This is a genomic window from Alcanivorax sp., assembly GCF_002726155.1.
Classification (GTDB): Bacteria; Pseudomonadota; Gammaproteobacteria; order Pseudomonadales; family Alcanivoracaceae; genus Alcanivorax.
In genome coordinates this window covers 1-22,473 of the sequence record NZ_PBSH01000023.1, presented here as the reverse complement: position 1 = coordinate 22,473, position 22,473 = coordinate 1, and the positions used below count along the sequence as shown (strand labels likewise).

22 protein-coding genes are annotated in these 22,473 nt (G+C 59.3%); 14 read left to right on the top strand and 8 right to left on the bottom strand.

Features of this window, described 5'->3' with window-relative positions:
• Positions 1-37: 37 nt before the first annotated feature.
• The 8 genes from CL546_RS06915 to CL546_RS06880 all read right to left on the bottom strand — a co-directional run bounded on the left by CL546_RS06915 (position 38) and on the right by CL546_RS06880 (position 10,313).
• Entirely contained in the window at positions 38-3,544 is a 3,507-nt protein-coding gene (locus CL546_RS06915) for a translocation/assembly module TamB domain-containing protein (RefSeq protein ID WP_290493847.1), read from the bottom strand.
• Positions 3,541-5,301 carry an autotransporter assembly complex protein TamA gene (locus CL546_RS06910; protein ID WP_290493846.1) on the bottom strand — a complete coding sequence of 587 codons (1,761 nt, stop codon included), beginning with the start codon at positions 5,299-5,301 and terminating at the stop codon, positions 3,541-3,543. Before CL546_RS06910 ends, CL546_RS06915 begins: the two co-directional genes overlap by 4 nt.
• Positions 5,302-5,369: 68 nt before the next feature.
• Complete coding sequence (locus CL546_RS06905) at positions 5,370-6,023, bottom strand: response regulator transcription factor (protein WP_290493845.1); 654 nt, start codon at positions 6,021-6,023, stop codon at positions 5,370-5,372.
• Positions 6,020-7,222 (bottom strand): sensor histidine kinase, encoded by a 1,203-nt coding sequence (locus CL546_RS06900; protein WP_290493844.1) that lies wholly within the window; start codon positions 7,220-7,222, stop codon positions 6,020-6,022. Before CL546_RS06900 ends, CL546_RS06905 begins: the two co-directional genes overlap by 4 nt.
• Before the next feature lie 223 nt (positions 7,223-7,445).
• Positions 7,446-8,063: a class I SAM-dependent methyltransferase gene (locus CL546_RS06895; protein ID WP_007150953.1), complete on the bottom strand. Its 618-nt coding sequence runs from the start codon at positions 8,061-8,063 to the stop codon at positions 7,446-7,448.
• Between the two features lie 10 nt (positions 8,064-8,073).
• Complete coding sequence (locus tag CL546_RS06890; protein WP_290493843.1) at positions 8,074-9,294, bottom strand: hypothetical protein; 1,221 nt, start codon at positions 9,292-9,294, stop codon at positions 8,074-8,076.
• A gap of 197 nt (positions 9,295-9,491) precedes the next feature.
• On the bottom strand, positions 9,492-9,791 hold the full coding sequence (locus CL546_RS06885) for a PA4642 family protein (protein WP_290493842.1): 300 nt from the start codon (positions 9,789-9,791) through the stop codon (positions 9,492-9,494).
• 147 nt (positions 9,792-9,938) lie between these two features.
• Positions 9,939-10,313: an HU family DNA-binding protein gene (locus CL546_RS06880; RefSeq protein ID WP_007150746.1), complete on the bottom strand. Its 375-nt coding sequence runs from the start codon at positions 10,311-10,313 to the stop codon at positions 9,939-9,941.
• A gap of 379 nt (positions 10,314-10,692) precedes the next feature.
• Here CL546_RS06880 and aspS point away from each other — a divergent pair, with 379 nt between their 5' ends.
• From aspS to queC, 14 genes are all read left to right on the top strand, one after another.
• Positions 10,693-12,456 (top strand): aspartate--tRNA ligase, encoded by a 1,764-nt coding sequence (gene aspS, locus CL546_RS06875; protein WP_290493841.1) that lies wholly within the window; start codon positions 10,693-10,695, stop codon positions 12,454-12,456.
• A gap of 103 nt (positions 12,457-12,559) precedes the next feature.
• The gene (locus CL546_RS06870; protein ID WP_290493840.1) at positions 12,560-13,306 is read left to right on the top strand and encodes a YebC/PmpR family DNA-binding transcriptional regulator; all 747 of its coding nucleotides are present in this window, start codon (positions 12,560-12,562) and stop codon (positions 13,304-13,306) included.
• 217 nt (positions 13,307-13,523) lie between these two features.
• Entirely contained in the window at positions 13,524-14,042 is a 519-nt protein-coding gene (gene ruvC, locus CL546_RS06865) for a crossover junction endodeoxyribonuclease RuvC (RefSeq protein ID WP_290493839.1), read from the top strand.
• Positions 14,043-14,082: 40 nt separating this feature from the next.
• Positions 14,083-14,685 carry a Holliday junction branch migration protein RuvA gene (gene ruvA, locus CL546_RS06860; protein WP_290493838.1) on the top strand — a complete coding sequence of 201 codons (603 nt, stop codon included), beginning with the start codon at positions 14,083-14,085 and terminating at the stop codon, positions 14,683-14,685.
• A 111-nt stretch (positions 14,686-14,796) separates the two neighbouring features.
• Entirely contained in the window at positions 14,797-15,825 is a 1,029-nt protein-coding gene (gene ruvB / locus CL546_RS06855) for a Holliday junction branch migration DNA helicase RuvB (protein WP_290493837.1), read from the top strand.
• On the top strand, positions 15,818-16,261 hold the full coding sequence (gene ybgC, locus CL546_RS06850) for a tol-pal system-associated acyl-CoA thioesterase (protein ID WP_290493836.1): 444 nt from the start codon (positions 15,818-15,820) through the stop codon (positions 16,259-16,261). The genes ruvB and ybgC overlap by 8 nt, the downstream gene beginning before the upstream one ends.
• Positions 16,254-16,940, top strand: coding sequence for a protein TolQ (gene tolQ, locus CL546_RS06845; protein WP_290493835.1), 687 nt, complete (start codon positions 16,254-16,256; stop codon positions 16,938-16,940). Before ybgC ends, tolQ begins: the two co-directional genes overlap by 8 nt.
• A 2-nt stretch (positions 16,941-16,942) precedes the next feature.
• Positions 16,943-17,380: a protein TolR gene (tolR, locus tag CL546_RS06840; protein ID WP_039927546.1), complete on the top strand. Its 438-nt coding sequence runs from the start codon at positions 16,943-16,945 to the stop codon at positions 17,378-17,380.
• Positions 17,373-18,155 (top strand): cell envelope integrity TolA family protein, encoded by a 783-nt coding sequence (locus tag CL546_RS06835; protein WP_290493834.1) that lies wholly within the window; start codon positions 17,373-17,375, stop codon positions 18,153-18,155. The genes tolR and CL546_RS06835 overlap by 8 nt, the downstream gene beginning before the upstream one ends.
• 14 nt (positions 18,156-18,169) lie before the next feature.
• Positions 18,170-19,474: a Tol-Pal system beta propeller repeat protein TolB gene (gene tolB / locus CL546_RS06830; protein ID WP_290493833.1), complete on the top strand. Its 1,305-nt coding sequence runs from the start codon at positions 18,170-18,172 to the stop codon at positions 19,472-19,474.
• 45 nt (positions 19,475-19,519) lie between these two features.
• Complete coding sequence (gene pal / locus CL546_RS06825; RefSeq protein WP_290493832.1) at positions 19,520-20,092, top strand: peptidoglycan-associated lipoprotein Pal; 573 nt, start codon at positions 19,520-19,522, stop codon at positions 20,090-20,092.
• Positions 20,093-20,107: 15 nt separating this feature from the next.
• Positions 20,108-20,860 (top strand): tol-pal system protein YbgF, encoded by a 753-nt coding sequence (ybgF, locus tag CL546_RS06820; RefSeq protein ID WP_290493831.1) that lies wholly within the window; start codon positions 20,108-20,110, stop codon positions 20,858-20,860.
• 102 nt (positions 20,861-20,962) lie between these two features.
• Entirely contained in the window at positions 20,963-21,604 is a 642-nt protein-coding gene (gene queE / locus CL546_RS06815; RefSeq protein ID WP_290493830.1) for a 7-carboxy-7-deazaguanine synthase QueE, read from the top strand.
• A 66-nt stretch (positions 21,605-21,670) separates the two neighbouring features.
• Positions 21,671-22,339, top strand: a complete 669-nt coding sequence (queC, locus tag CL546_RS06810) for a 7-cyano-7-deazaguanine synthase QueC (protein ID WP_290493829.1) — start codon at positions 21,671-21,673, stop codon at positions 22,337-22,339.
• The last annotated feature ends 134 nt before the right edge of the window (positions 22,340-22,473 follow it).

Genomic DNA, 22,473 nt, shown 5'->3' with positions numbered 1-22,473 from the left:
GCGTTGCAGCTTGATGCTTGTAGCTTGCCGCGTTCTTTTACCGCAACTCTTTTTCCCAGATTAGATCGATGCTGTTCGACTCACTGCTGGAGCGGGCCTCAAGGTGCAGGCTGCGGGTCAGGGTGTAGCGCAGGATGACGGTGGAAATGGCGTCGAACAAGCCTACCGCGTAGGTCAGATACAACCGTTCGGAGAGTTGTTTGCCGAGCATCAGTGCCGCGTCGTCGCTTTCCCAGTCGCTACCCACGCTGATGTCATCCACACCAAGTTTGTCGCCGATCTTTTCGGTGACACCGCTGCCTCTTTCCAGCCCGTATAACGCCAGTGCCTGGGCAATCTGGTTGCCCTCGCTCTTGGAGCCGCTTTCCAGTGGGCGGCCGGTGAGCAGGTAGGACATGGCCTGGCTTTGTTCCATGCTGGGGTCGGAAAACAGAGATGCACTGGGTTCTTGCAGGGTGCCACTCAACTGCACGCCCACTACCACGCCTTCGCTGGGGATTTTGCGGATGGCGCGAATATCCAGGCCGGGGTTGTCCGGTGGCCCCTGAAAAATCAGCTGGCCGTCGCTGATGGCCAGGTTCTGTCCGTAGGCCCGGTAACGCCCTTCACGAATCACCAATTCGCCATTGAGTTGCGGTGGCCGCTGGGGTTTTTGCTCAACCTGCAGGGTGCCGCCGAGCATGGCGTCGAGCCCGAAACCCTTGAAGTGGACCTTGTCGCCCAGTGTCAGGGTGACATCCATGCCCAGTGGCAGCTGACTGCTGCTGTCCCCTTCCTGATGGACCAGCACCTGATCGTTGCTGACGGTGATGGCGCCTTCGGGAATTTCCACAGGCCGGATTTCGGCTTCCGGGATGGCCAGGGAGCCGGTCAGGTTCAGCCCTTTCAGGTCGCCTGCCAGGGTCAGATCCGGGGTTAGCAGGATGCGGGCATCGGGCCGGTCTGCGGCAAGCAGGCGCTCGCCGCCAAGCGTCAGCTGCAGGGGAATGTTTTTTTCGCTGGGGTCCACCGTGCCGGTCAAATTCAGAGTGCCGGTGCCCATTTGAGCGGAGCCGGTGATGTCCAGTTCGCCTTGGGGATTGCCCTGAATGGCCACCTGAAAGTCGGCGATATCGATCCCGAGAAAAGGAATCAGCGCTTGCCCGTCCTGCAGCTTGATGGCGCCGTTCATGATGGGTTGGCGAACCGTGCCGGCCAGGGAAAAGTCGCCGTGAATACGGCCCTGCACTTCGCGCAGGTCGGCGGTGAACAGTTCCACAAAGGCCAGGCTGCTCAGAGTGAAATCCACGTCACCTTGCAGCGATGAGTCCAGGCCTAGCCCGTGTTCCAGTTTCGCACGAGCATTGCCCAGTGCGGTGGTCAGGGCCAAATCGCTGCTGAGCCGTTGATCGGCGAGTGTGCCTTGCACGGTGAGCTCTTCGATCTCCACCGGGGGAGGGGCATCTGCCGTGTTAACGGTGATCTTCGCGTCCCGGGTTTGCAGGGAGAACTGGCCATTGGGCTTGTCCAGCGAGCCGCGCAGGGTGATGTCGGCATTCACGGCCCCTTCCAGGCTCAGGGTGGGGTCGAGCAGGCTATTGGCCAGGGCCAGCGGCAGATCTGCCAGGCGTAGCTCTGCGTCCACGCTGTTTTGGGCGTTGGCTGTATGACTGCCTTGTAGGCACAGCTGGCTGGGGGCCTGTACCAGACAGAATCGGGTCAGTGATTGCGATTGGGCTGAGACACGCAAGGTACTGTCTGCGTCCTGTTGCCACTGCCCCAGGCGAGTGTGTTGCAGCCGGGTGTTTGAGAGGGTGCCTTGCCATGCGGTGGCCGCCGGGTTGATGCCGCCATGCAAGCGGGTTTCCAGGCTCATGTCATCACGGCTCGCTTCAGCCTTGAGCTGATGCTGGTCCCAGCTGCCGTTGACGGTGGCGGAAAGGGTGCTGATCTGCTCGGTGCTGCCTTGTCTGAGCTGGCTGCCAGTCAGGCTTAGTGCCATGTCGCCCTGATGTGAGGTTTGTGGGAGGCGCAGTTGGGCGAACCGGCTGTGCACCTGCGCGATTTGCCAGTCCTGCCAGCCCAGGGTATTGCCGGTGAGCTGGCCGCTGAGTGCCGGGTCGCTATACGTGCCCTGGAGCTGAATCTGGCCAGCCAGATTCCCGCTCAGCCCCGGGTATAATTGCTCCAGGCGTGCCAGTGTCAGGTCGCCGCGTAGTTGCCACCGTGGCCACACCTGGCCGCTGGCCTGAAGCCGGTTGTCGCCCCAGCTGCCCTGGGTGTTCAGCTGCAATTGTTGTTTGCCATCGGGCGTCCGGCTTTGCAGGGTACTGGTGAATGACAGTGCTTGCTGGCGCACCTGGCCGCGTAACGTCAGCTCACTGGGAGACAGGGTCCAGCGATCGCCGTCCCATTGCCCCTGGCTGTGGCCGTCGATGGCCAGTTGGCCGGGGAAGAGCGGGTGCAGCAGGGCGGTGTTGAGGTCGCCGCTGAGATTCAGGTCCCAACTCAAGGGGCTGAACATCACCTGGCCGTTGCTGGCCAGCGTCTGGTCGCCGTCCTGTACGGTGAATTCGTGCAGGGTAATGCCGCCGGGAATGAGAGCGCTGTCCACGGTGATGGCTACATTGCGTTTGCCACTGGACAGCCCGGTGTGTCCGCTCAGGCGCAGGGCGTCGAGCGGGCCGCTTGTGTCCAGCTCGCCTTTGCCCAGCGACAAAGGCTGCGGCAAGGCAAGCGGTAACGCCTGGGCTGGCCAGCGATGCTGCAGGGCGATTTGCCATTGTTCATCCTTGAGCAGCCACTCCCCCTGACTTTGCATTTCCACCGGGCCGGTAAGCTGATGGTGCAGCTGAAGTTGGCTCAGTGGGCCCGCCAGGGTGAGTTGGCCACTGGCGTGTTGGGCTTGCAGGGTATCGTTGTCAGGTAGTGGCAGTTGCCAGCTTGCGGTGCCTTGCACATCGAAGGGGGCCGTCAATTTGCCCTGGGCGGAGGCCTGTACCGAGGCGTTGGCCAGGGTGTGTGTTTGCAGGCGGGCAATCTGGAAGCGTCGCCAGGCCGCAAGGCTATCGGCTTCCAGCTTGCTGACCAGTACCGTGTCGTTCACTTGAAAGGTGTCCACGGTTAACCGGTCGATACGTACCCCGAAGGGCAGGGTCAGGCTCTCTGGCAGGGCCGCCGGTTGCGGCTCGGTGTCATCTCCGGGCGCAAGCGTAATGTGCAGGGTGCCGAGGGACAGGCTTTCCAGTTCCAGCCAGCCGCTAAGCAGGGCCCGCGGCACCATGTCGGCACTGACCTGATCCAGGGCCACGGTGAGTCCCTGGTAGCGGTAATCGATGTCATTGAGGGTGATGCCGCTGAGCAGGCTGCCTTGCCACTCGCCCAAATGGAGTTCGCCGGGGATAAAAGGGGTGGCTTTTTCCAGTAGCCAGCGGTTACCGGTGGCAGTGCCCAGCAACAAGGCCAGCGCCAGCAGGCAAACCAGCAGCAGGCTGAGCAATACCAGCAGGCTGCGGCTCAGGACGGCGCGCAAGGCAAAGCCTTTTTGACGTTGGCGGCGGATCACAGGTCTGGCCCCATGCTCAGGTGCAGGCGCCAGTCGCGGTGCTCGTCCACCGCCCGGGCCAAGTCCAGACGAATCGGTCCCAGTGGTGAGCGCCAGCGGATACCGAGGCCGGCACTGTGGCGCGGCTCGAAGGCATCGAAATCGTTGAAGGCATTACCCGCATCGGTGAACACTGCCAGGTGCCATTTTTCGGTAAGCGGGTGATCGTATTCCAGGCTGCCGGTGGCCAGGTGACGCCCGCCAATGACCTCGCCGTTGCTGTCCTCCGGGCCCAGGGATTCATAGGCGAAACCGCGCACGCTGGAATCGCCACCGGCGAAGAAGCGGATGGAGGCGGGTAGCTCGGTCACATCATTGACCTCGGTGTAACCCAGATCGGTACGCATCAAGACGCGCCCGCCCAGCAAGGGAAAGAGAAGCTTGCCACCGCTGGTGAGTTGCAGAAAAGAGGCCGTGGATGACAGGTTCTGATCGGCGAAACGCACGGCGGTGTTCAGGCGCCACCCGAAAGTGGGGTAGACCGGGTCGTCGGCCTTGACGCGACTTAGCTGGAAGCCGGGAATCAGCAGTTCGGCCTGATCCACCTGATCGGCGATCTGGTAGGTTTCGCGCAGGAACTCCAGGGAAGTGGTGGCCACCCAGCGGTTTTCCAGTTCGACGATATAATCCGCCCCGGTGCTCCAGCGCTCGTTTTCATTACTGTCGGTGTTTTCGTTGACGAAACTGGTGTGCAGGTCCAGCCGTTCATGGAGCGGGTCCTTCAGGGGGATCTGGTAACTGGCCCCGGCCCCTTGCTGCACTTCGGACAACTCGGTCTCGGCGCGGAAACGGTGCCCGGCCTTGTTGACCCGGCGGTTCTCTACCCCCAGCCGAACCCGCGGCCCGGTATCGGTGCTGATGCCGACACCGGTGAGCAGGGACCAGCGGTTGTTGTCCGTCAGTGCAATGCTGACGGGAATCCGGCGGGTGGTGTCGTCGGGCTCGCCTTTCTGTACCCGCACGGCACTGAAGTAACCGGCACCAAGAAACGACTGCTGGGTTTCCAGCATGCGGCCACTGTCGTAGGGCTCGCCTTCCTGAAAGCTCACATAGGCGTTAACCAGTGACGGATTCAGTGCGCTGCCGCTCACGGCGACGTCACCGAAATGGTAACGGGGACCGCTGTCCACATGCAGGGTGATGCTGGCCCGGTGGGTTTTTGTGTCCACCTTGAGGGTGTGGGCGGTCAGCTCGCCGTGGACATAGCCGCGGCTGATCAGGTGCTGTTGCAGGCTCTTTTTCAGGTTGCTGTAGTGGTCGTGTTGCAGCCGTTGACCAGTGGCGAGCTGAGCTTGCTCTACCAATCGGGTGAACGCCGGGTCCTGGGCCGCATCACCGGTGATTTCCACTTGTACGTGTTTGAGTATCACCGGTGGGCCGGTGTTCACGTCCAGGGTCACGCTGACGCAGTCGTCGTTTTCATCGGCGGACAGGGAAAGCTGGCTGTCGTAGTAACCCATGGCCTGCAGGGCGTCGGTGCTGTTGGCGGTGATTTGCCGGCGGATCAGGCCGTACTGGGCCTTGGGGGGGCGGCAGGGATAACGAGACAGGTCCACCAGTGCTCGAATGTTGTTGGCCACCGCCTCGCTGGCGTTGCCGGTGATGTGCAGGTTTGGCGTGTCTTTGGCGAACGCAAGCGCGGGAAACAGCATCAGCAGCATCAGGGTGAACGTCTTGCTCTGCCGATTGTGGTATCGATGGTGCGCCAAGCTCTGCATCCCTGTGTACGTCAGCCCACAGTGTAAGCCAAGGGCGGGGGGAACGAGAACCTTAACTGCCAGGGCGATCAACCTCGTGACGTGGGTTTGCCCGGTGTGTTGTCTGGCTGAGTGGTGGTGTGCGTTTCCTGCGGATTTTCTCGCTGGCTGTCACGTAAATAATCACTGGCACTGGGCCGCTTTTTCAGTCGGCGTTGCAGAGTGCGGCGGTGAATGCCAAGGGCGTCTGCAGCTCGCGAGATATTGCCGCCGTGGGCATCGAGAGTGCGCTGGATGTGTTCCCATTCCAGCCGCTGCAGTGAGGGAGGGCTGTCTGGCAGGGGCAGCGTCTGGCTGGCCGGGTCGGCATCCAGTGCCTGGAGAATGTCGTTGGCGCCAGCGGGTTTGGTCAGATAGTTATGGGCGCCGCGGTGGGTGGCGGCGACGGCGGCAGCAATGCTGCCGTAGCCGGTCAACAGGATTACGCGGCAAAGGGGGAAGTGCTGCCGGATCGGTTCAATCAGGTCCAGGCCATTATCGCTGCCCAGGTTCTGGTCCAGAATCGCGCCGTCTAGCGGGATGTCTTGGGCGGTGAGCTGCGCGATCAGCTGCAATGCCTGCTCGCGATCATGGGCCACATGGACCTGGGCACCATGGCGGCTTAGTGCCCGGGCGGTTTGTTCTGCGAGCAAGTCGTCGTCTTCTACCAGCAACAACTGACGGGTGAGAGAGACGTCGTTCATGGTGCGGCTCCCGGGCTGTCCGTTTGCGGCCAGTGAATCCGCGCCTGGGTCCAGCTGTGGCCAAAGTCCATTTCCAGCTCCGCGCCGATTTGCGCCAGGCTGGAGTGTACCAGGGTGAGCCCCATGCCCAGTCCTTCGCGTTCTGAATCAGGGTGTGCCGGGCCATTGTCACTGAGCTGCAGCCGATAAAGCGGCGCATGGTTACTGACGGTGATGGCCAGGCGCGTGGCGCCGGCGTCCATGGCGTTGTACCCCAGATTGCACAGCACCCGGAACCAGCCCTGGCTGTCGGCCACCTTAGGGTCGGCTTCCAGCGTGTGCGTCACGCTGAGGGTGGGGGCCAGATGACGCAGGTGCTGTTGTAACTGCTGGATCAGGACGCTGAAGGGCAGGCCGGATTCCAGCTGGGTGTCCGTGCCTTGTTTCAGGCGGCTGGCCACGTTGCGGGCCAGGTGATCCATTTGCTCGACTTCCGGGCGCAGGGAGTCCGGCATTTCGGGGGCGTGAATAAGATTGTCTGCCAGCATCACCAGGGTCCCGAGGGGGGTATTCAATTCATGGGCCTGGTCCGCCAGGGTTGCCGCCACCTGGTACATGTGTTCACGGCGCCCGGCCAGATCCAGGGCCTGCTCCTGCTGCCGTTGTTGTTGTTGCATCAGTCGCTGGATGACCTGCCCGAGCAGGCTGAGCATGATCAGCAGGGCAATGAAGACGGCAGCCATGCCGGCACTGTGCAGACCGCTGAGCTGGTGACTGAGGGCGTGTAGCGGGCTGTTCATGGCGGGCATTTGGTACCAGCTCAGCGACACCATGTAGCCACCCAGTGCCAGCAGGGCGACCAGCAGTCCGCCCGTCATGGGCAGGGTCAGGGAGGCCATCAGGGCGGGGACCAGCAAATAGAATGAAAGTGGATTGCCGGCACCACCAAACCCCTGGATCAGGCCGGCAAACAGCACCACGTCCATGGCCAGTTCCAGCGTCAACAATTGGCTGTGGCGGCGACCGTGGACCTTGCGGGTGAACAAGGTGACCAGGTTGGGAAGCAATAACGCCCCCAGCCAGCCCAGTTCTGCCAACTGATAGCCGGTATGGCCGAACCGTTGCAGCACGATCAGGGCCAGGGTGATGGCCAGTACCAGCAGACTGCGCAACCAGATGAGTCGCAGGCGCCAGTTCAATAAGGGGGGGCGGTTATCCATGGTGGCTATTGTAACGGTAAATCGGTGCGGGGAGGTGTGGCAGTTTGCCCGGGTGGGGCGAGTTGAAAGTTCAAAGTGTAAAGTTTAAACGCGACGATAATCTCGTGCCGACCTGAAAAGCTTTCCTTCGCGCTGCGGTACTGCGTGCGCGAGTACTGAGCCATGGAATGGCACAGCCTGTGATGTGCTTTTCAACTTTACACTTTGAACTTTCTACTGCTCTTCAAGGGCGCAGCAGTCGCCCTTCGTACAATTCGCCGGCAAAGGCGGGCAGTTTGGGATGGCGGTGCTGGCGGGCCGTCTCGGCCTGAAAACCGGCGCGCTGGAAAATGCGAGCGGTATCGCGGGTGAGCTGACAACCGCAGGCCAGCGGTTTCCAGGCGGGATTCAGGGTTTTTTGCAGACGCTGAATCCAGGGGCGTTCGCTCAATACATGCTCCAGTGACAGCAGTGTGCCGCCGGGCTTGAGGACGCGAAAAGCCTCTTTCGCAGCTTGATCCGGGTCAGGAATGGTGCAGAACACCAGGCAGGCAATCACCGTGTCAAAGTGTTGATCCGGGTAAGGAAGCTGCTGGGCGTCGCCTTCTTGCAGGTGGAATCGTTCGGGGGAATCGCACTGCTGGGCACTGTCGCGGGCCAATGAGAGCAGCCCGCCGGCGGGCTCAATGCCATGAATTTCGGTGGCGGTATGACTGTAGAAAGGGAAGTTGGCGCCGGTGCCGACGCCCAGCTCCAGTACCCGGCCGCTGGCCTGGGCCAGCAGACGTTGCCGGTCCCGGTAGACCGGGCGGGTGGCCCAATCCAGTAATACCGGGAACAGCTTGTCTTCATAAAAGGACATGAGTTGCCTGTTAGTTGCGCTCGGGCAGGATGTATTTGTCCGGGTTGTTCAGCATATCCATGCTCAGCGGGTCGCTGATAATGCTGGTCAGGTTCCGATCGGTCTTTTTGCTGTACTTGCGACGCAGTTTCTCGAACTTGCGGAAGCTGCGGAAGTTGAGCGCATACAGGCGAACTTCCTGCAGGCGCTTGTATGAGTACATGACGTCCAGCGCATCCATGGAATATTCCGGGCGAATCTTCATGGCTTTTTCCAGGTAGCTGATCGCTTCGTTCAGGTCACGCTTGCGGTTCATGTAGATCAGTGCGTTGGCGTATTCGTAATTGACGATGGGAATATCCGGGGCCAGCGTCAGGGCGTCGGCAAAGGACTCTTCCACCGTGGTGGTGCGAGCGCCATAGGTCATGCGGCCGGTGAACTTGCCTACCCGGCGCATGATGCCGGCGTCCACGCCGGCGCGGAAAGCATGTGCCAGCGGTTGGTCGGGCATGATTTCCACCACTTCCTCGGCGCTGTTCTTGATCTTGCCGATATAGCGGCGGGCGACGACCACGGGTACCGGGGATTCTTCCGCGATGCGGGCAATGGCGTAGGCGTAACCGAGTTTTACCGAGGCAACAATGGGCGCCACGGCAGGATCGTCGGCCGCTTCTTCCATATCATCAAAGTACTCTTGCGCCTGGTTGGCCACGTCCTGGAGCATCATGTATTTGGTGCTCTGGCGGTCGGCCAGGTAAATGGCGTACATCAGCTGGGAAAACAGGGCAGGGATCTTGCCGATGGGGCCAAGTTTGAGGCCTTCTTCGCGGGCTTCCTGGAAGTCGCCAGCAAAGAACTTGCGCCATACCTGCAGGCTGCGGGCCTCCAGCACCTGATAATCGCCGTTCCAGCCCACGATGTCTTCTTTCATGAAGGGATACTTTTCGAACTGTTCCTTCATGTAGGCGGCGGACGGGTAGGGCACCTTCAGGCCGCGCATCAGGTATTCCCATTTGTCGCGGATCTGTTTGTCGGTATAGGTGAAGTAGCTTTTCTTGTAGGGCACTTCATTCCATTTTTCGACAAAGATGCGTTCATCCACCGGAATTTCCTGCATTTGCAGTTCTTCCGGGGTGACCTCATCCATCTCGTCGTCGGCCTCGTCATCGCGGGCTGCATGGACTTGCAAGCTGATAGCGCAAAGCGCGATCAGGCACAGAGAGCGCCAGAACGGTACAGAATATGCTGCCATGATGTTTACAGCTCTTGTTGTTGTTGTGTGTTGTAGGCGAACAGGTTCGCCGGGCCCCGATAGCCCTTGGTTGTGGCCTAACAATGCCACGCAGGCGGGAAGTGAACAAGTTCTGCTCAGTATGAGTTTGTCGGCAGGAGTGTATCGCTAATGTGCCTGCCCGGTTTGGCGGGCAGGCGAGGGAGCAGGGGTGCGGATCAGGCGTTGGCGCCGGCGTCGCGCAGGGCTTGCGCGTAATCCTTGCCTTTCGGGTGCTGGGCAATCAGGTCCAGCAGGGTGCGGCCTTGTGGATCACGGGCATCCAGATCCCGGTTCTGGTCCTTGAAGAACGTCAGAAAGCGGGCGAAATCCTCGGCGCGCAGGGCGCGATACGCTTTTTCCAGCAGGTGGAAGTCCCCGTTTACGCCCTCCTCGGGAGGGAAGTCGAGAAATACTGCAATCTGTTCATCGGTCATCGGCTCGCCGATCACCTTCTGCTTGTCTTTACGTTCAGCCATGGGGGTCTCCTCCGTATGCGGCGGCATTATAGAGGCTTGCGGCCTTTGGGGGCCAGCGCAGGGCAACAAGTAAGGGGGGAGCGATGAAATGGGTTGGGAGAGGGCGAGAGCCCACCGGGCGCCAGGCACCCGGTGGTGGAGCATGAATCAGGCGGTCATATCTTTCAGTTTCTTCAGCGGACGAACCTTGACCATGGTGCGGGCAGGCTTGGCAGCGAAGGTGGTGGCTTCCCCGGTGAACGGGTTGATGCCCTTGCGCGCTTTGGTGGCGGGCTTCTTCTGGGTCACGATTTTCAGCAGGCCCGGCAGGGTGAACTGGCCGGCGCCACGCTTTTTCAGGTGACCTTCCATGATATCGCCAAGCTCGTCGAAAACCGCGTTGACGTCTTTCTTGGTCAGGCCGGTGGTTTCGCTGATCTGGTTAATGATCTGGGTTTTGTTCATCGGTTCGGTGATGGTTTTCACCTTGCGAGCCGCTGTAGCGCTGGAAGCTTTAGCAGCTGTCTTTTTCTTTGCAGCCATGGATTGCTTACCCCTTTTTGGTGTCTTCCTGATGTTGTATTGGTTCCGCAATGGTACGGATAACCGGCGGTGCTTCCTTGTCAGGCCTGCCCCTGGACTGCACAACACAGAGGGCGCCTGATAGGGTTCGCATCTTTTATATGCCATGGATTTTCAGGGCACAAGGCGTAGAGACACTATTTTTCAAGGTATTTTGTGAAATTAGGTAGGCATGTGGCCCGTTTGGCAGTGAATCGCCGTCTGGCATGGCTCGTGGACGGTTGAATCGCTATACTGTGGCGCCTTTTTCAGTGGTCCGGCGTCGGGGCAGGTTCCAGCGAGCCTGGGGTCGCCTTCAATAAGCCGGACGGCGTAATCAGAACACAAGCGGACGTTAAGCATGCGAAGCCATTATTGCGGTGATTTGCGAGCCTCCCACGACGGAGAAACAGTAGAGCTTTGCGGTTGGGTCAGTCGCCGCCGTGACCACGGCGGGGTGATCTTCCTCGACCTGCGCGATCGCAATGGTCTGGTGCAGGTGGTGTTCGACCCGGATACCGTTGAAGCCTTTGCCCTGGCCGATAAAGTACGCAGCGAGTACGTGGTCCGCCTGAGCGGCCGGGTACGCATGCGTGACGAAGCGGTGCGTAACAGCAAGATGTCCACCGGCGACATCGAAGTGCTGGGCAAGGAACTGACCATTCTCAATGAGGCTGAAACGCCGCCGTTCGAGCTGGATGCCCACTCCGCCGCCGGTGAAGAGGTGCGCCTCAAGTACCGTTACATGGATCTGCGTCGCCCGGAAGTGTTGAAAAACTTCCAGTTTCGTTCGCGCCTGACCCACGTGGTGCGCGCCTTCCTGGAAGGTGAGGGCTTTATGGATGTGGAAACCCCGATCCTGACCCGGGCGACCCCGGAAGGCGCCCGTGACTATCTGGTGCCCAGCCGGACCCATCCGGGCAGCTTCTTCGCGCTGCCGCAGTCTCCGCAGCTGTTCAAGCAGCTGCTGATGGTGGCGGGTTTTGATCGTTACTACCAGATTGCCAAGTGCTTCCGTGACGAAGACCTGCGCGCCGATCGCCAGCCGGAGTTTACCCAGATTGATTTGGAAGCTTCCTTTGTAGAGGAAGAAGACATCATGGGGATTACCGAGCGGATGGTGCGTTCGGTGTTTAAAGAACTGCTTGGTGTGGAGCTGCCGGACTTCCCGCGCATGCCGTTCTCCGAAGCCATGCAGCGTTTTGGTTCCGACAAGCCGGATCTGCGTATTCCGCTGGAGCTGATCGATATCGCCGACCTGCTGGCCGGTGTGGACTTCAAGGTATTCTCCGGCCCGGCCAACGATCCGAAAGGCCGAGTGGCGGCCATGCGTGTACCGGGCGGTTGTTCCTTGTCGCGCAAGGATATCGATGGCTACACCAAGTTCGTCAGCATCTATGGCGCCAAGGGCTTGGCCTATATCAAGGTCAACGACCTGGCCGCTGGCGCAGACGGCCTGCAGTCGCCGATCCTGAAATTCCTCACCGAAGAGGCCATCAAGGGCATTCTTGAGCGCACCGGTGCCGAGACCGGCGACCTGATCTTCTTTGGTGCCGACAAGGCCAAGATCGTCAACGAAGCCTTGGGCGCCTTGCGCGTTAAAGTAGGCCATGACCTGAACCTGGTCGAAGGCGAGTGGGCACCGTTGTGGGTAGTGGACTTCCCCATGTTCGAGGAAGACGAAGGCCAATACCATGCCCTGCATCACCCCTTCACCATGCCCAGCTGTAGCGCGGAAGAGCTCAAGAGCAACCCGGCAGAGGCGCTGTCGCGGGCCTATGACATGGTGCTCAATGGCACCGAGCTGGGTGGCGGTTCCATCCGTATCCACAACCCGGCCATGCAGCGCACCGTGTTCGAAGCCCTGGGTATTTCCGATGAAGAAGCCAACGAGAAGTTTGGCTTCCTGCTCGACGGCTTGAAGTATGGTGCCCCGCCCCACGGTGGTTTGGCGTTCGGTCTGGATCGCATGGTCATGCTGATGACCGGCTGTGAGTCGATCCGTGACGTGATTGCTTTCCCGAAGACCCAGACCGCAGCGTGCACCATGACCAACGCGCCGTCACCGGTGGACAACAAGCAGCTGCGTGAAGTGGGCGTACAGGTACGAAAAGAAGAAGGTTGATATAGATAGAAAGACGCAGGCATGCACCACGCAGCACGCTTCACGCATAGAAGCGTGCCGCAAATGTGTTGCGTGACGCGTGCTGCGTGCTGGCGGAGGTAATATGGCAGGACATAGTAAGTGGGCCAACATCAAGCACCGCAAGGCGGCCCAGGATGCCAAGCGCGGCAAGATTTTCACCAAGCTGATTCGTGAGCTCTCCGTGGCCGCGAAGATGGGCGGCGGCGAACCCAACGATAATCCGCGTCTGCGCGCGGCTATCGACAAGGCGCTGGGCCAGAACATGACCCGCGACACCATCGACCGGGCCGTGAAGCGTGGTGCCGGTGGTGATGACGACGGCAACATGGACGAAATCACTTACGAAGGTTACGGCAAGGGGGGCGTGGCGGTTCTGGTAGAAACCATGACCGACAACGTGAACCGTACCGTGGCCGAAGTGCGCCATGCCTTTTCCAAGTTTGCGGGTAACCTGGGCACCAGTGGCTCCGTGGCGTTCCTGTTCACCAAACGCGGCGAGATCTTCTTCGAGCCGGGTGTGGACGAAGAAAAGCTGATGGAAGTGGCCCTCGAAGCCGGTGCGGAAGACGTGGAAGAAGTGGGTGACGACGGCTTTGTCGTGACCACTGCCCCGGACAAGAGCTTTGGTGAAGTGGTCGATGCCCTCCGTGAGGCCGGGCTGGAGTTTGCCGAGGCGGAAGTTACCATGCACCCGTCCACGGAAGCGGAAATGGACACCGACACCGCTGAAACGGTGCAGAAGATGATCGACATGCTGGAAGATCTGGATGACGTGCAAAACGTCTACACCAACGCCAGCTGGCCGGTGCCGGAAGACGAGTCGCAATAAGCGGTTAACGTCTAGGTGCGAGGACAACAAAAAGCCCCGAATCGCTCGGGGCTTTTTGTTGTCTGGCGTTTGATGGTGGCTGCGTGGACCCAGTCGCCATCTATTCCCGGGCTTGTGGCGTGACGCATCTCTTTATCCTGCTGGACATTTGGACAGTGCTCGGGTAGAACTGGGCCAGCTATCAGGTAGCTGTCTTTTTATTATCGGTCAGAGAAATATGGCGCTTATTTTAGGCATCGATCCCGGCTCGCGCCGTACTGGTTACGGGTTGGTAGAGCAGGTGGGGAATCGCTCCCGGGCTGTGGCATTCGGTACCATTGCCACCACCCACAAGGAGATCCCGCCGCGCCTGGGGGAAATATTCGCGGGCATTGATCAGGTGGTGAAAGAGTTCGGGCCGGCGGAAGTCAGTATCGAAAAAGTCTTTATGGCGCGCAATGCGGATTCCGCTCTGAAACTGGGGCAGGCCCGGGGCGCGGCTATTGCTGCCGTCATGCAGGCCCATGTGCCGGTGTTTGAATATTCCGCTCGCCAGGTGAAACAGGCGGTGGTCGGTAAAGGCGGGGCGGAAAAGAATCAGGTGGGGGAAATGGTGAAGTACCTTCTGAAGCTGGAGCAGCGCCCCCAGGAAGATGCCGCCGATGCGCTGGCTATCGCTCTCTGTCACGCGCATATGCGCGTTTCTCTGGCCAGAATGGGCGGTGCAACGGCTGTCAGACGAGGGCGGCTTCGTTAAGCGTGCGCTTTAATCTCACTTTAACAACACGGATAAACCCATGATCGGACAACTTCGCGGAACCCTGCTGGAAAAACGCCCCCCGGTACTGCTGCTGGACGTGAACGGCGTTGGCTACGAAGTGGAAGCGCCCATGACCGTGTTCTATAACCTGCCTGACGCGGGTGCAGAATTGACCCTGCATACCCATTTTGTAGTTCGAGAAGACGCTCAGCTGCTGTACGGTTTTGCCGACCGTTATGAGCGAGAGCTGTTCCGCGCCTTGATCAAGGTGAATGGAGTCGGGCCGAAAATGGCCCTGGCGATCCTATCCGGCATTGAAGCGGATCGTCTGGCGCGCTGTATTCAGGATCAGGACACCACCTCGTTGGTAAAGGTGCCGGGCATTGGCAAGAAGACCGCAGAGCGGTTGGTCATCGAAATGAGCGATCGGCTCGACAAAATCGACGGCGGGCCGGTGAGTTTGCCTGGCCGGGTGGACACCCGTCAGCCCGATGATGCCCGCAGTGATGCCATTGCTGCCCTGGAAGCGCTGGGCTATCGCAACAAGGATGCAGCGGCGGCAGTGGCCAAAGCGGCGGATGAAGATGACCTGAGCAGTGAACAATTGATCCGCAAGGCGCTCAAAAGCCTGGCCCGCTAGCGCTGCACCCTGATGCCGCCCCTCACTTTGTGATAACAGTAATAGCAGTACGGTATCAGGGTGCGCTACGCTAGCGACATTCAACGATGTAGAGGCAAACCCGCCGCAGGCATGGATAACGAACGAGTCATTACCGCGGCTGCGGTTGGCAGCCAGGAAGAGCAGCAGGACAGGGCCATTCGCCCAGCCAGCCTGGCGGATTATCACGGGCAGGCGAAAGTCAGCGAGCGCATGGAAATCTTCATTGATGCCGCGCGTGGCCGCCATGAAGCGCTCGATCACACCCTTATTTTTGGTCCTCCGGGTCTCGGCAAGACGACCCTTGCGCACATTATTGCCCGTGAAATGGGCTGCGAACTGAAATCCACCTCCGGGCCGGTACTGGAAAAAGCCGGGGATCTGGCCGCCATCCTGACCAATCTGGAAGAGGGCGACGTGCTCTTCGTGGATGAAATCCACCGCCTCTCACCGGTGGTAGAGGAAATTCTCTACCCGGCCATGGAAGACTATCAGCTGGATATCATGATCGGCGAAGGCCCGGCGGCGCGTTCCATCAAGCTGGACCTGCCGCCGTTTACCCTGGTGGGGGCGACCACCCGCGCCGGTTTGCTCACCGCTCCATTGCGCGATCGCTTCGGCATTGTGCAACGCCTCGAATTCTATTCCGTGGATGACCTGTCCGGCATTGTCAGCCGCGCCTGCGATATTCTGGCGATTCCTATCGAAACGGCGGGTGCCAGGGAAGTGGCCCGTCGGGCCCGTGGGACCCCGCGTATTGCCAATCGTCTGTTACGGCGGGTACGCGATTACGCCGAAGTGAAGGGAGATGGGCGTATTACCGAAGACATCGCTCAGCGGGCGCTGGATATGCTGGAAGTGGACAGTTGTGGCCTGGATGGCACCGATCGCCGCCTGCTGGATATGATCATGCATAAATTTGATGGTGGGCCGGTGGGGCTGGAATCCCTGGCGGCGGCGCTCAATGAAGACTCCGGCACCCTGGAAGAGGTGGTGGAGCCTTACCTGATTCAGCAGGGCTTCATTCAGCGCACCCCGCGCGGGCGTGCGGTGACCAACCACGCCTGGCGACATTTTGGCCTGCAGCGTCCGCGGCAGGACGGTGATTTGTTTAATGATTGAAAAAGATCAGGAAAACGGGGAATTTACCCTGCCTGTGCGCGTCTACATCGAAGACACTGATGCCGGTGGCATTGTTTATTACGTGAATTATCTGAAATTCATGGAGCGGGCGCGCACCGAGTTTCTGCGCACGCTGGGCTATCAGCACTATGCGCTGGCGGATGAAAACTTTCAGTTTGTGGTGCATTCCGCCAATGTGCAGTATCGCCAACCGGCACGTATTGATGATGCGCTGACCGTGACAGCCACATTGAAAAAACTGGGCAAGGCCACGCTGCTGTTTGATCAGCAGGTGAGAAAGGCGGAAACATTGATTTGCCAGGCGGAGATCAAAGTCGCCTGCGTGAGTGCCGATACCTTGAAGCCGACGGCGATTCCGTCGGCACTGTATAAGAAATTTAGCGCGGCCAGCAAAGGAGAAGGGCTACATGGTTGAGGCATCCGACATGTCTGTCGTCAGTTTGATCAGCAACGCCACCGTGGTGGTACAGCTGGTGATGGCGCTGTTGATTCTGGCGTCACTGACGTCCTGGTACATGATTGTTGGCCGTTTCCGAGTGCTCGGACGGGCCCATCGTGCCGGTCGTGCCTTTGAGGAAAAATTTTGGTCCAGCGATGATCTGGCGTCCCTTTACAACCAGAGCCGCAAGGATCCGGACGTGGACTCCGGCACTGAAGCCATCTTCCGTGCCGGGTTCCAGGAGTTTGTTCGCCTCTCCAAAAGCACCCGCGGTGCCGAAGCGGTCATGGATGGTGCTCAAAGGGCCATGCGCGTTGCCTTGCAGCGTGAGCAGACTCGCCTGACCAAACATTTGCCGTTTCTGGCCACGGTTGGCTCCACCAGCCCTTATGTGGGCCTGTTCGGCACGGTCTGGGGCATCATGAATTCTTTTATGGCGCTGGCTAATGTGAAACAGGCGACCCTCAGTGTGGTTGCGCCGGGTATCGCAGAAGCGCTGATTGCCACGGCCATTGGCCTGTTCGCGGCGATTCCAGCGGTGATGGCCTATAACCGCTTCTCCGCCCAGAGTGATGCCTTGCTGACGGAGAACGAAATGTTCGCGGAAGAGTTTTCTTCCGTACTGCACCGTCAGGCTCACGGGCGCGAGGCATGAGCATGAGCGGCGTAAAGATACGGGTGCCGCGCAAGCTCGTTGCCGAGATGAACGTGGTGCCCTACATCGATGTGATGCTGGTGTTGCTGGTGATCTTCATGGCCACGGCGCCGATGATGACTCAGGGCATCAATGTGGACCTGCCGGACAGCAACAGCGACCCCATTGATACCACCAAGAACGAACCGGTGATCATTTCCGTTACCGCCGATGGCAGCTATTTCATTGATGTGGGTGGCGACAGCCAGAAGTCCTCCAGCCTGGAAACCGTGAAAGGCCATGTGCTGCGTATCCACAAGCACAAGCCGTCCACCCTGTTTCTGGTGGAAGGCGATGGCAACGTGGCCTATGCCCGGGTGGTGTCGCTGATGGGGGCGTTACAGGAAGCGGGTATTTCCCAGCTCGGGTTGGTGACGGAACCGCAGGGACGCAATGAGTGATCGCCGCGTTGGGTTGCTGTTCACGCTGTTTATCCACCTGCTGGTGTTCGGGTTGCTGGTGTTCAGCTGGAGCACGGACCCGTCCCTGCACAAGGCCCCGGTGGTGCCGCCCCATGTAAAGGCCACCATGGTGGAGCGGTCGAAGCAGCAGAAAGCACCGGTGGCGAAGCCGAAAACGGAAGTGAAGCCAACGCCCAAGCCTGCTGCGAAACCCAAGCCCAAGCCCAAGCCCAAGCCCGCGCCGAAACCGACGCCCAAGCCTGAGCCAAAACCCAAGCCTGCGCCGGAAAAAAAACCGGATCCGGTGAAGAAGCCGGACCCGAAGCCAGCGCCCAAAGCGGATCCAAAACCGGTAGTGCCTGACATTGATACACCGAGTGTGGAAGAAATGCTGGCCGAGGAAGAGCTGGAAATGGACAGGCAGAGCAAGGTGTCCGATCAGCCCGATCAGGAAGCGGCCAGCAACGCGGACCAGGCTGACGCCGAAGTGGCCAGTTTTACCGATGCCATTGCCGCCCATGTGGGGCAGCGCTGGCGGATTCCCGGCAATTACCGTAACCGGGATGACATCACTACGCGGGTAAAAATACAGATGATCCCGGGCGGTGAAGTGATCAATGTGTCGGTGGCAGAAAGCAGTGGTTATCCGGATTTCGACGAATCGGTCGTGAACGCCGTCAAGCTGGCCAGCCCGTTACCCGTACCGGATGGCCAGTTGTTTAACGAACAGTTTCGCTCACTGGTGATCGAATTTGATCCTGGAGTTGCACAATGATAGGTGTGTTAAGGATGCAGCAAACCTGTAAACGCAAAGTGTGGACACAAATCAGTATCGCCCTGATGGCAGCCCTGTGGATGGTAAATGCCCAGGCAGAGTTGCTGATCAAGGTAACAGAAGGGCGCGTGGACGCGGTGCCGATTGCTGTCGTGCCCTTTGATGGTGCGCAAAATGCGCCGGAAGATGTGTCCGAAATCATTCAGGCCGACCTGCATCGCAGCGGCCAGTTCAAGCCGTTGCCAGCGGAAGACATGCTCAGTCGCCCGCGCAACGAGCAGGAAATGATTTACCGGGACTTCAAGGTGCTGGGCACGGAGTATGTGATCACTGGCAGCATGAAGCGCCAGGAGACCGGTGGCTACGAAGTCAGTTATGCGCTGTTTGATGTTGCCCGGCAGAAAAAGCTGATGTCGGAAACCTATCGCCCGCCTGAGTCGCAGCTGCGTGATGTGGCCCATGCCATCAGTGATCGTATTTATGAGCAGCTCACCGGCATTCCCGGCGCCTTCTCCACCAAGATCCTTTATGTGACGCACAATCGCCATGATTCCAACCCCTACCAGCTCCAGTATGCGGATGCTGATGGGCACCGGGTCACCACGATCCTGCGCAGTAAAGAGCCCATTATGAGCCCTACCTGGTCGCCGGATGGCAGGAAAATTGCTTACGTATCGTTTGAAGATCAGGGGCGCCCGGCCATTTATATTCACAGCCTGGCGACCACCGAGCGCGAAAAAGTGTCCAGTTTCAGTGGCATCAACGGTGCCCCGGACTGGTCGCCGGATGGCCAGAAGTTGGCTCTGACGCTGTCGCGTGACGGTAATCCCGAAATTTATATGCTAAATCTGTCCACCAAAGGGCTGACCCGGTTAACCAACAATTACGGCATTGATACCGAGCCGCGTTGGTTGCCCGATGGCGAACACCTGGTGTTTACCTCCAGCCGTTCCGGTGGCCCACAGATTTATAAACTGAACATAAATGATAAGTCGGTCCGGCGGGTTTCGTTCCAGGGCGCCTATAATGCGCGCTCGGATGTGACCCCCGATGGCCGCTATCTCGTTTATGTGCATCGACGAAATGGAAATTTCAATGTCGGTGTGCAGGACCTCCAGCGCGGCACATTCAATATTGTGACCCGCACCGATATGGATGAATCGCCCAGTGTTGCACCCAATGGAAGTATGGTAATTTACGGGACGCAACACGGGGGAACGGGGGTTCTGGAAGCCGTATCCATCGATGGCAGAGTGAAAGTTGAGCTGCCGTCGAAGGAAGGGGAAGTCAGAGAACCGGCATGGTCGCCGTTCCTCTGAGTGGTTCTCGGAGTCCAATACTAGGAAATTATAGGAGCTTTTCGCATGCGTTCATTACTTAACCCGCTGTTTGCCATTGTGCTGGCAGCTGCCCTGGCAGCCTGTTCCAGCACCCCGACTGAAGACGATTCTTCTGCGACTGACAACATGTCTCAGCAGACTGACACTTCTCCGGTCACTCCGGTTGAGCCGTCAGAGCCGGTTAAGCCGGACACCAGCAGCATCCCGCTGACTGCTGACAACTTCTACAACCATCCGTCCAACTACGACGGTACTACCGATTCTCGCGTTATCTACTTCGCGTTCGACAGCAACACCGTTCCGGCTGCGGCTTTCGAAACTCTGCGTGCCCACGCGACCTACCTGAAGAACAACGCTAACGCGAAAATTCGTCTGGAAGGTCACGCTGATGAGCGCGGTACCCGTGAATACAACGTTGCTCTGTCCGAGCGTCGTTCCAAAGCGGTAGAGAAGTTCCTGCGCGTACAGGGTGTTGCTTCTTCACAGCTGGAAATCGTTTCCTACGGTGAAGAGAAGCCGGCAGCCTTTGGCCACGGTGAAATGGACTGGGCCAAGAACCGCCGCGTAGAAATCAACTACCTGTCCGGCCGTCCGTAAGGCATGAAGGTAGTGATGACAGCGCGCCTGCTCGCAGGCGCGATGCTCAGCTCCCTGGTGTTCTGTGCGCATGCACAGAGCACTGGGCCGCTGGCCGTTGAAGAGCGCAGCCTCGCCCAGGCGCAATCCCAAATGCGCAATACCTCTACACCGTCTGCTGCGGTGAACGAGGATGGGTTGATGGTGTTGATGCAACAGCAGCAACAGTTTGAAGAACAGATTCAGCAGCTGCAGGGTCAGCTGGAAGAGCTGCGCCACGAGCTTTCCACTCTCAAGGAAGCCGAACGTGAGCGTTATCTGGATCTGGATACCCGAATTAATACGCTGGCTGAACGGGGACAGACCGAGCAGCCAGAGGACGGCGCTGAAGGGGATAATGACCCGGAAGCGGACCGTGCCGCCTACAATGCCGCCAAGGACAAATTGGTCGGTGGTGACTTCAAGGGTGCCATTGCCGGTTTCGAGGCGTATTTGGGGGAATTCCCGCAGGGAATGTCCCGGGCCAACGCCCATTTCTGGGCGGGTAAGCTATACAGTGACCAGAAAGAGCCGGACTTGAAGAAGGCGGAAGGCCATTTTCAGGCGGTGGCTGACGATTACCCGGAGCATAGCAAGGCCCCGAAAAGCCTCTATATCCTGGCTGTCATGCAGGCCAAGGCCGGTGAGGTTTCGCCCGCCAAGGTCAATCTGCACAAGCTGATCAAGCAATACCCGGATAGCAGCGAAGCCGGCCAGGCCAAGAGCCTGCTGGACCAGCTCAACCCGTAACACCTTCCTGTCACCTTTACCGGCGGCACAGAGGCCGGCAAAGGTGATAGAATCCGCGCATTTCCGCCCCAACCGACGATTAAGGGGCCCTCAGGAGATGTTGTGGAACTCCGTCTTACCGAAATTTTCCATTCCCTACAGGGTGAATCCCGCACCGTGGGTTGCCCGACGGTATTCGTGCGCCTGACCGGCTGCCCGCAGCGCTGTGTCTGGTGTGATACGGAGTATGCCTTTTCCGGTGGGGAGAAATGGACCTTGGTGGCGATTCGCGAGCAGGTGGCGGCCCATGGGGCGCACTATGTGACGGTGACCGGTGGCGAACCGCTGGCCCAGCCGAACTGCCTGCCGTTGCTCACGGCGCTGTGTGATGACGGTTACCAGGTGAGTCTGGAAACCGGTGGTGCCATGGATATTGCCGAAGTGGATGAGCGCGTTTCAGTGGTCATGGACCTCAAGGCGCCAGGCTCCGGGGAACAGCACAACAATCGTCTGGAGAACATCCCCCTGCTCAAGGCGCACCATCAGGTGAAGTTCGTGCTGGCGGACCGCAAGGATTATGACTGGGCGCGCTTCATGTTGGATCAACACCAGCTGCATAAACGGGTCAGCGATGTGCTGTTTTCGCCGGTGCAGGACGGTCTGGCACCGGGGGATCTGGCGGACTGGATTGTCGCGGACCGTCTGCCTGTGCGCTTTCAGTTACAACTGCATAAGTATCTTTGGAATGATGCCCGGGGGCGTTGATAGACGTCCGAGGCCTGACGCAGAAGCCTCAGAACCTTCAAGTAACGAGTAATTAAGGAGCCTGCCATGAAAAAAGCCGTGGTGTTGCTGTCCGGTGGCCTCGATTCTGCCACTTGCCTGGCCATCGCACGAGATCAGGGCTATGAATGCCATACCATCGCCTTTGATTATGGCCAGCGCACCCGCTCGGAGCTGGATGCGGCGGTGCAGGTTTCCGGGGCGCTGGGGGCCTTGAGTCATCGTGTGATTGAGCTGGGTATGGGCAATATTGGCGGCTCCGCCCTGACCGATCATTCCATTGATGTGCCGGAAGATGGCGGCGAGGGCATCCCGGTGACCTATGTGCCGGCGCGTAACACGGTATTTCTGTCGTTGGCGCTAGGTCTGGCGGAAGTGGTTGATGCTCAAGCCATTTTTATTGGCGTGAATGCGGTGGATTATTCCGGTTATCCGGATTGCCGCCCGGCGTTTATCGAGGCGTTCCAGTCCATGGCCAATCTGGCCACCAAGGCGGGGGTGGAAGGCCGGCCGATGCAGGTCGAGACCCCGTTGATGCACCTGAGCAAGGCGCAGATTATTCAACAGGGGGTCGCGCTGGGGCTGGATTACGGGCTCACGGTGTCCTGCTATCAGGCTGACGAGAATGGCAATGCCTGTGGCAAATGCGACAGTTGCCGCTTGCGCAGCCAAGGCTTCGCCGATGCATTGGTTAAAGATCCAACAAACTATCAATAAAGCGGAAAAAATTTCGGTTAACCCCTTGTCACCCAGAAATAAATCCGTATTATTTGCGCCTCCTTCGGGAGCGGGTCGTTAGCTCAGTTGGTAGAGCAGTTGGCTTTTAACCAATTGGTCGCTGGTTCGAATCC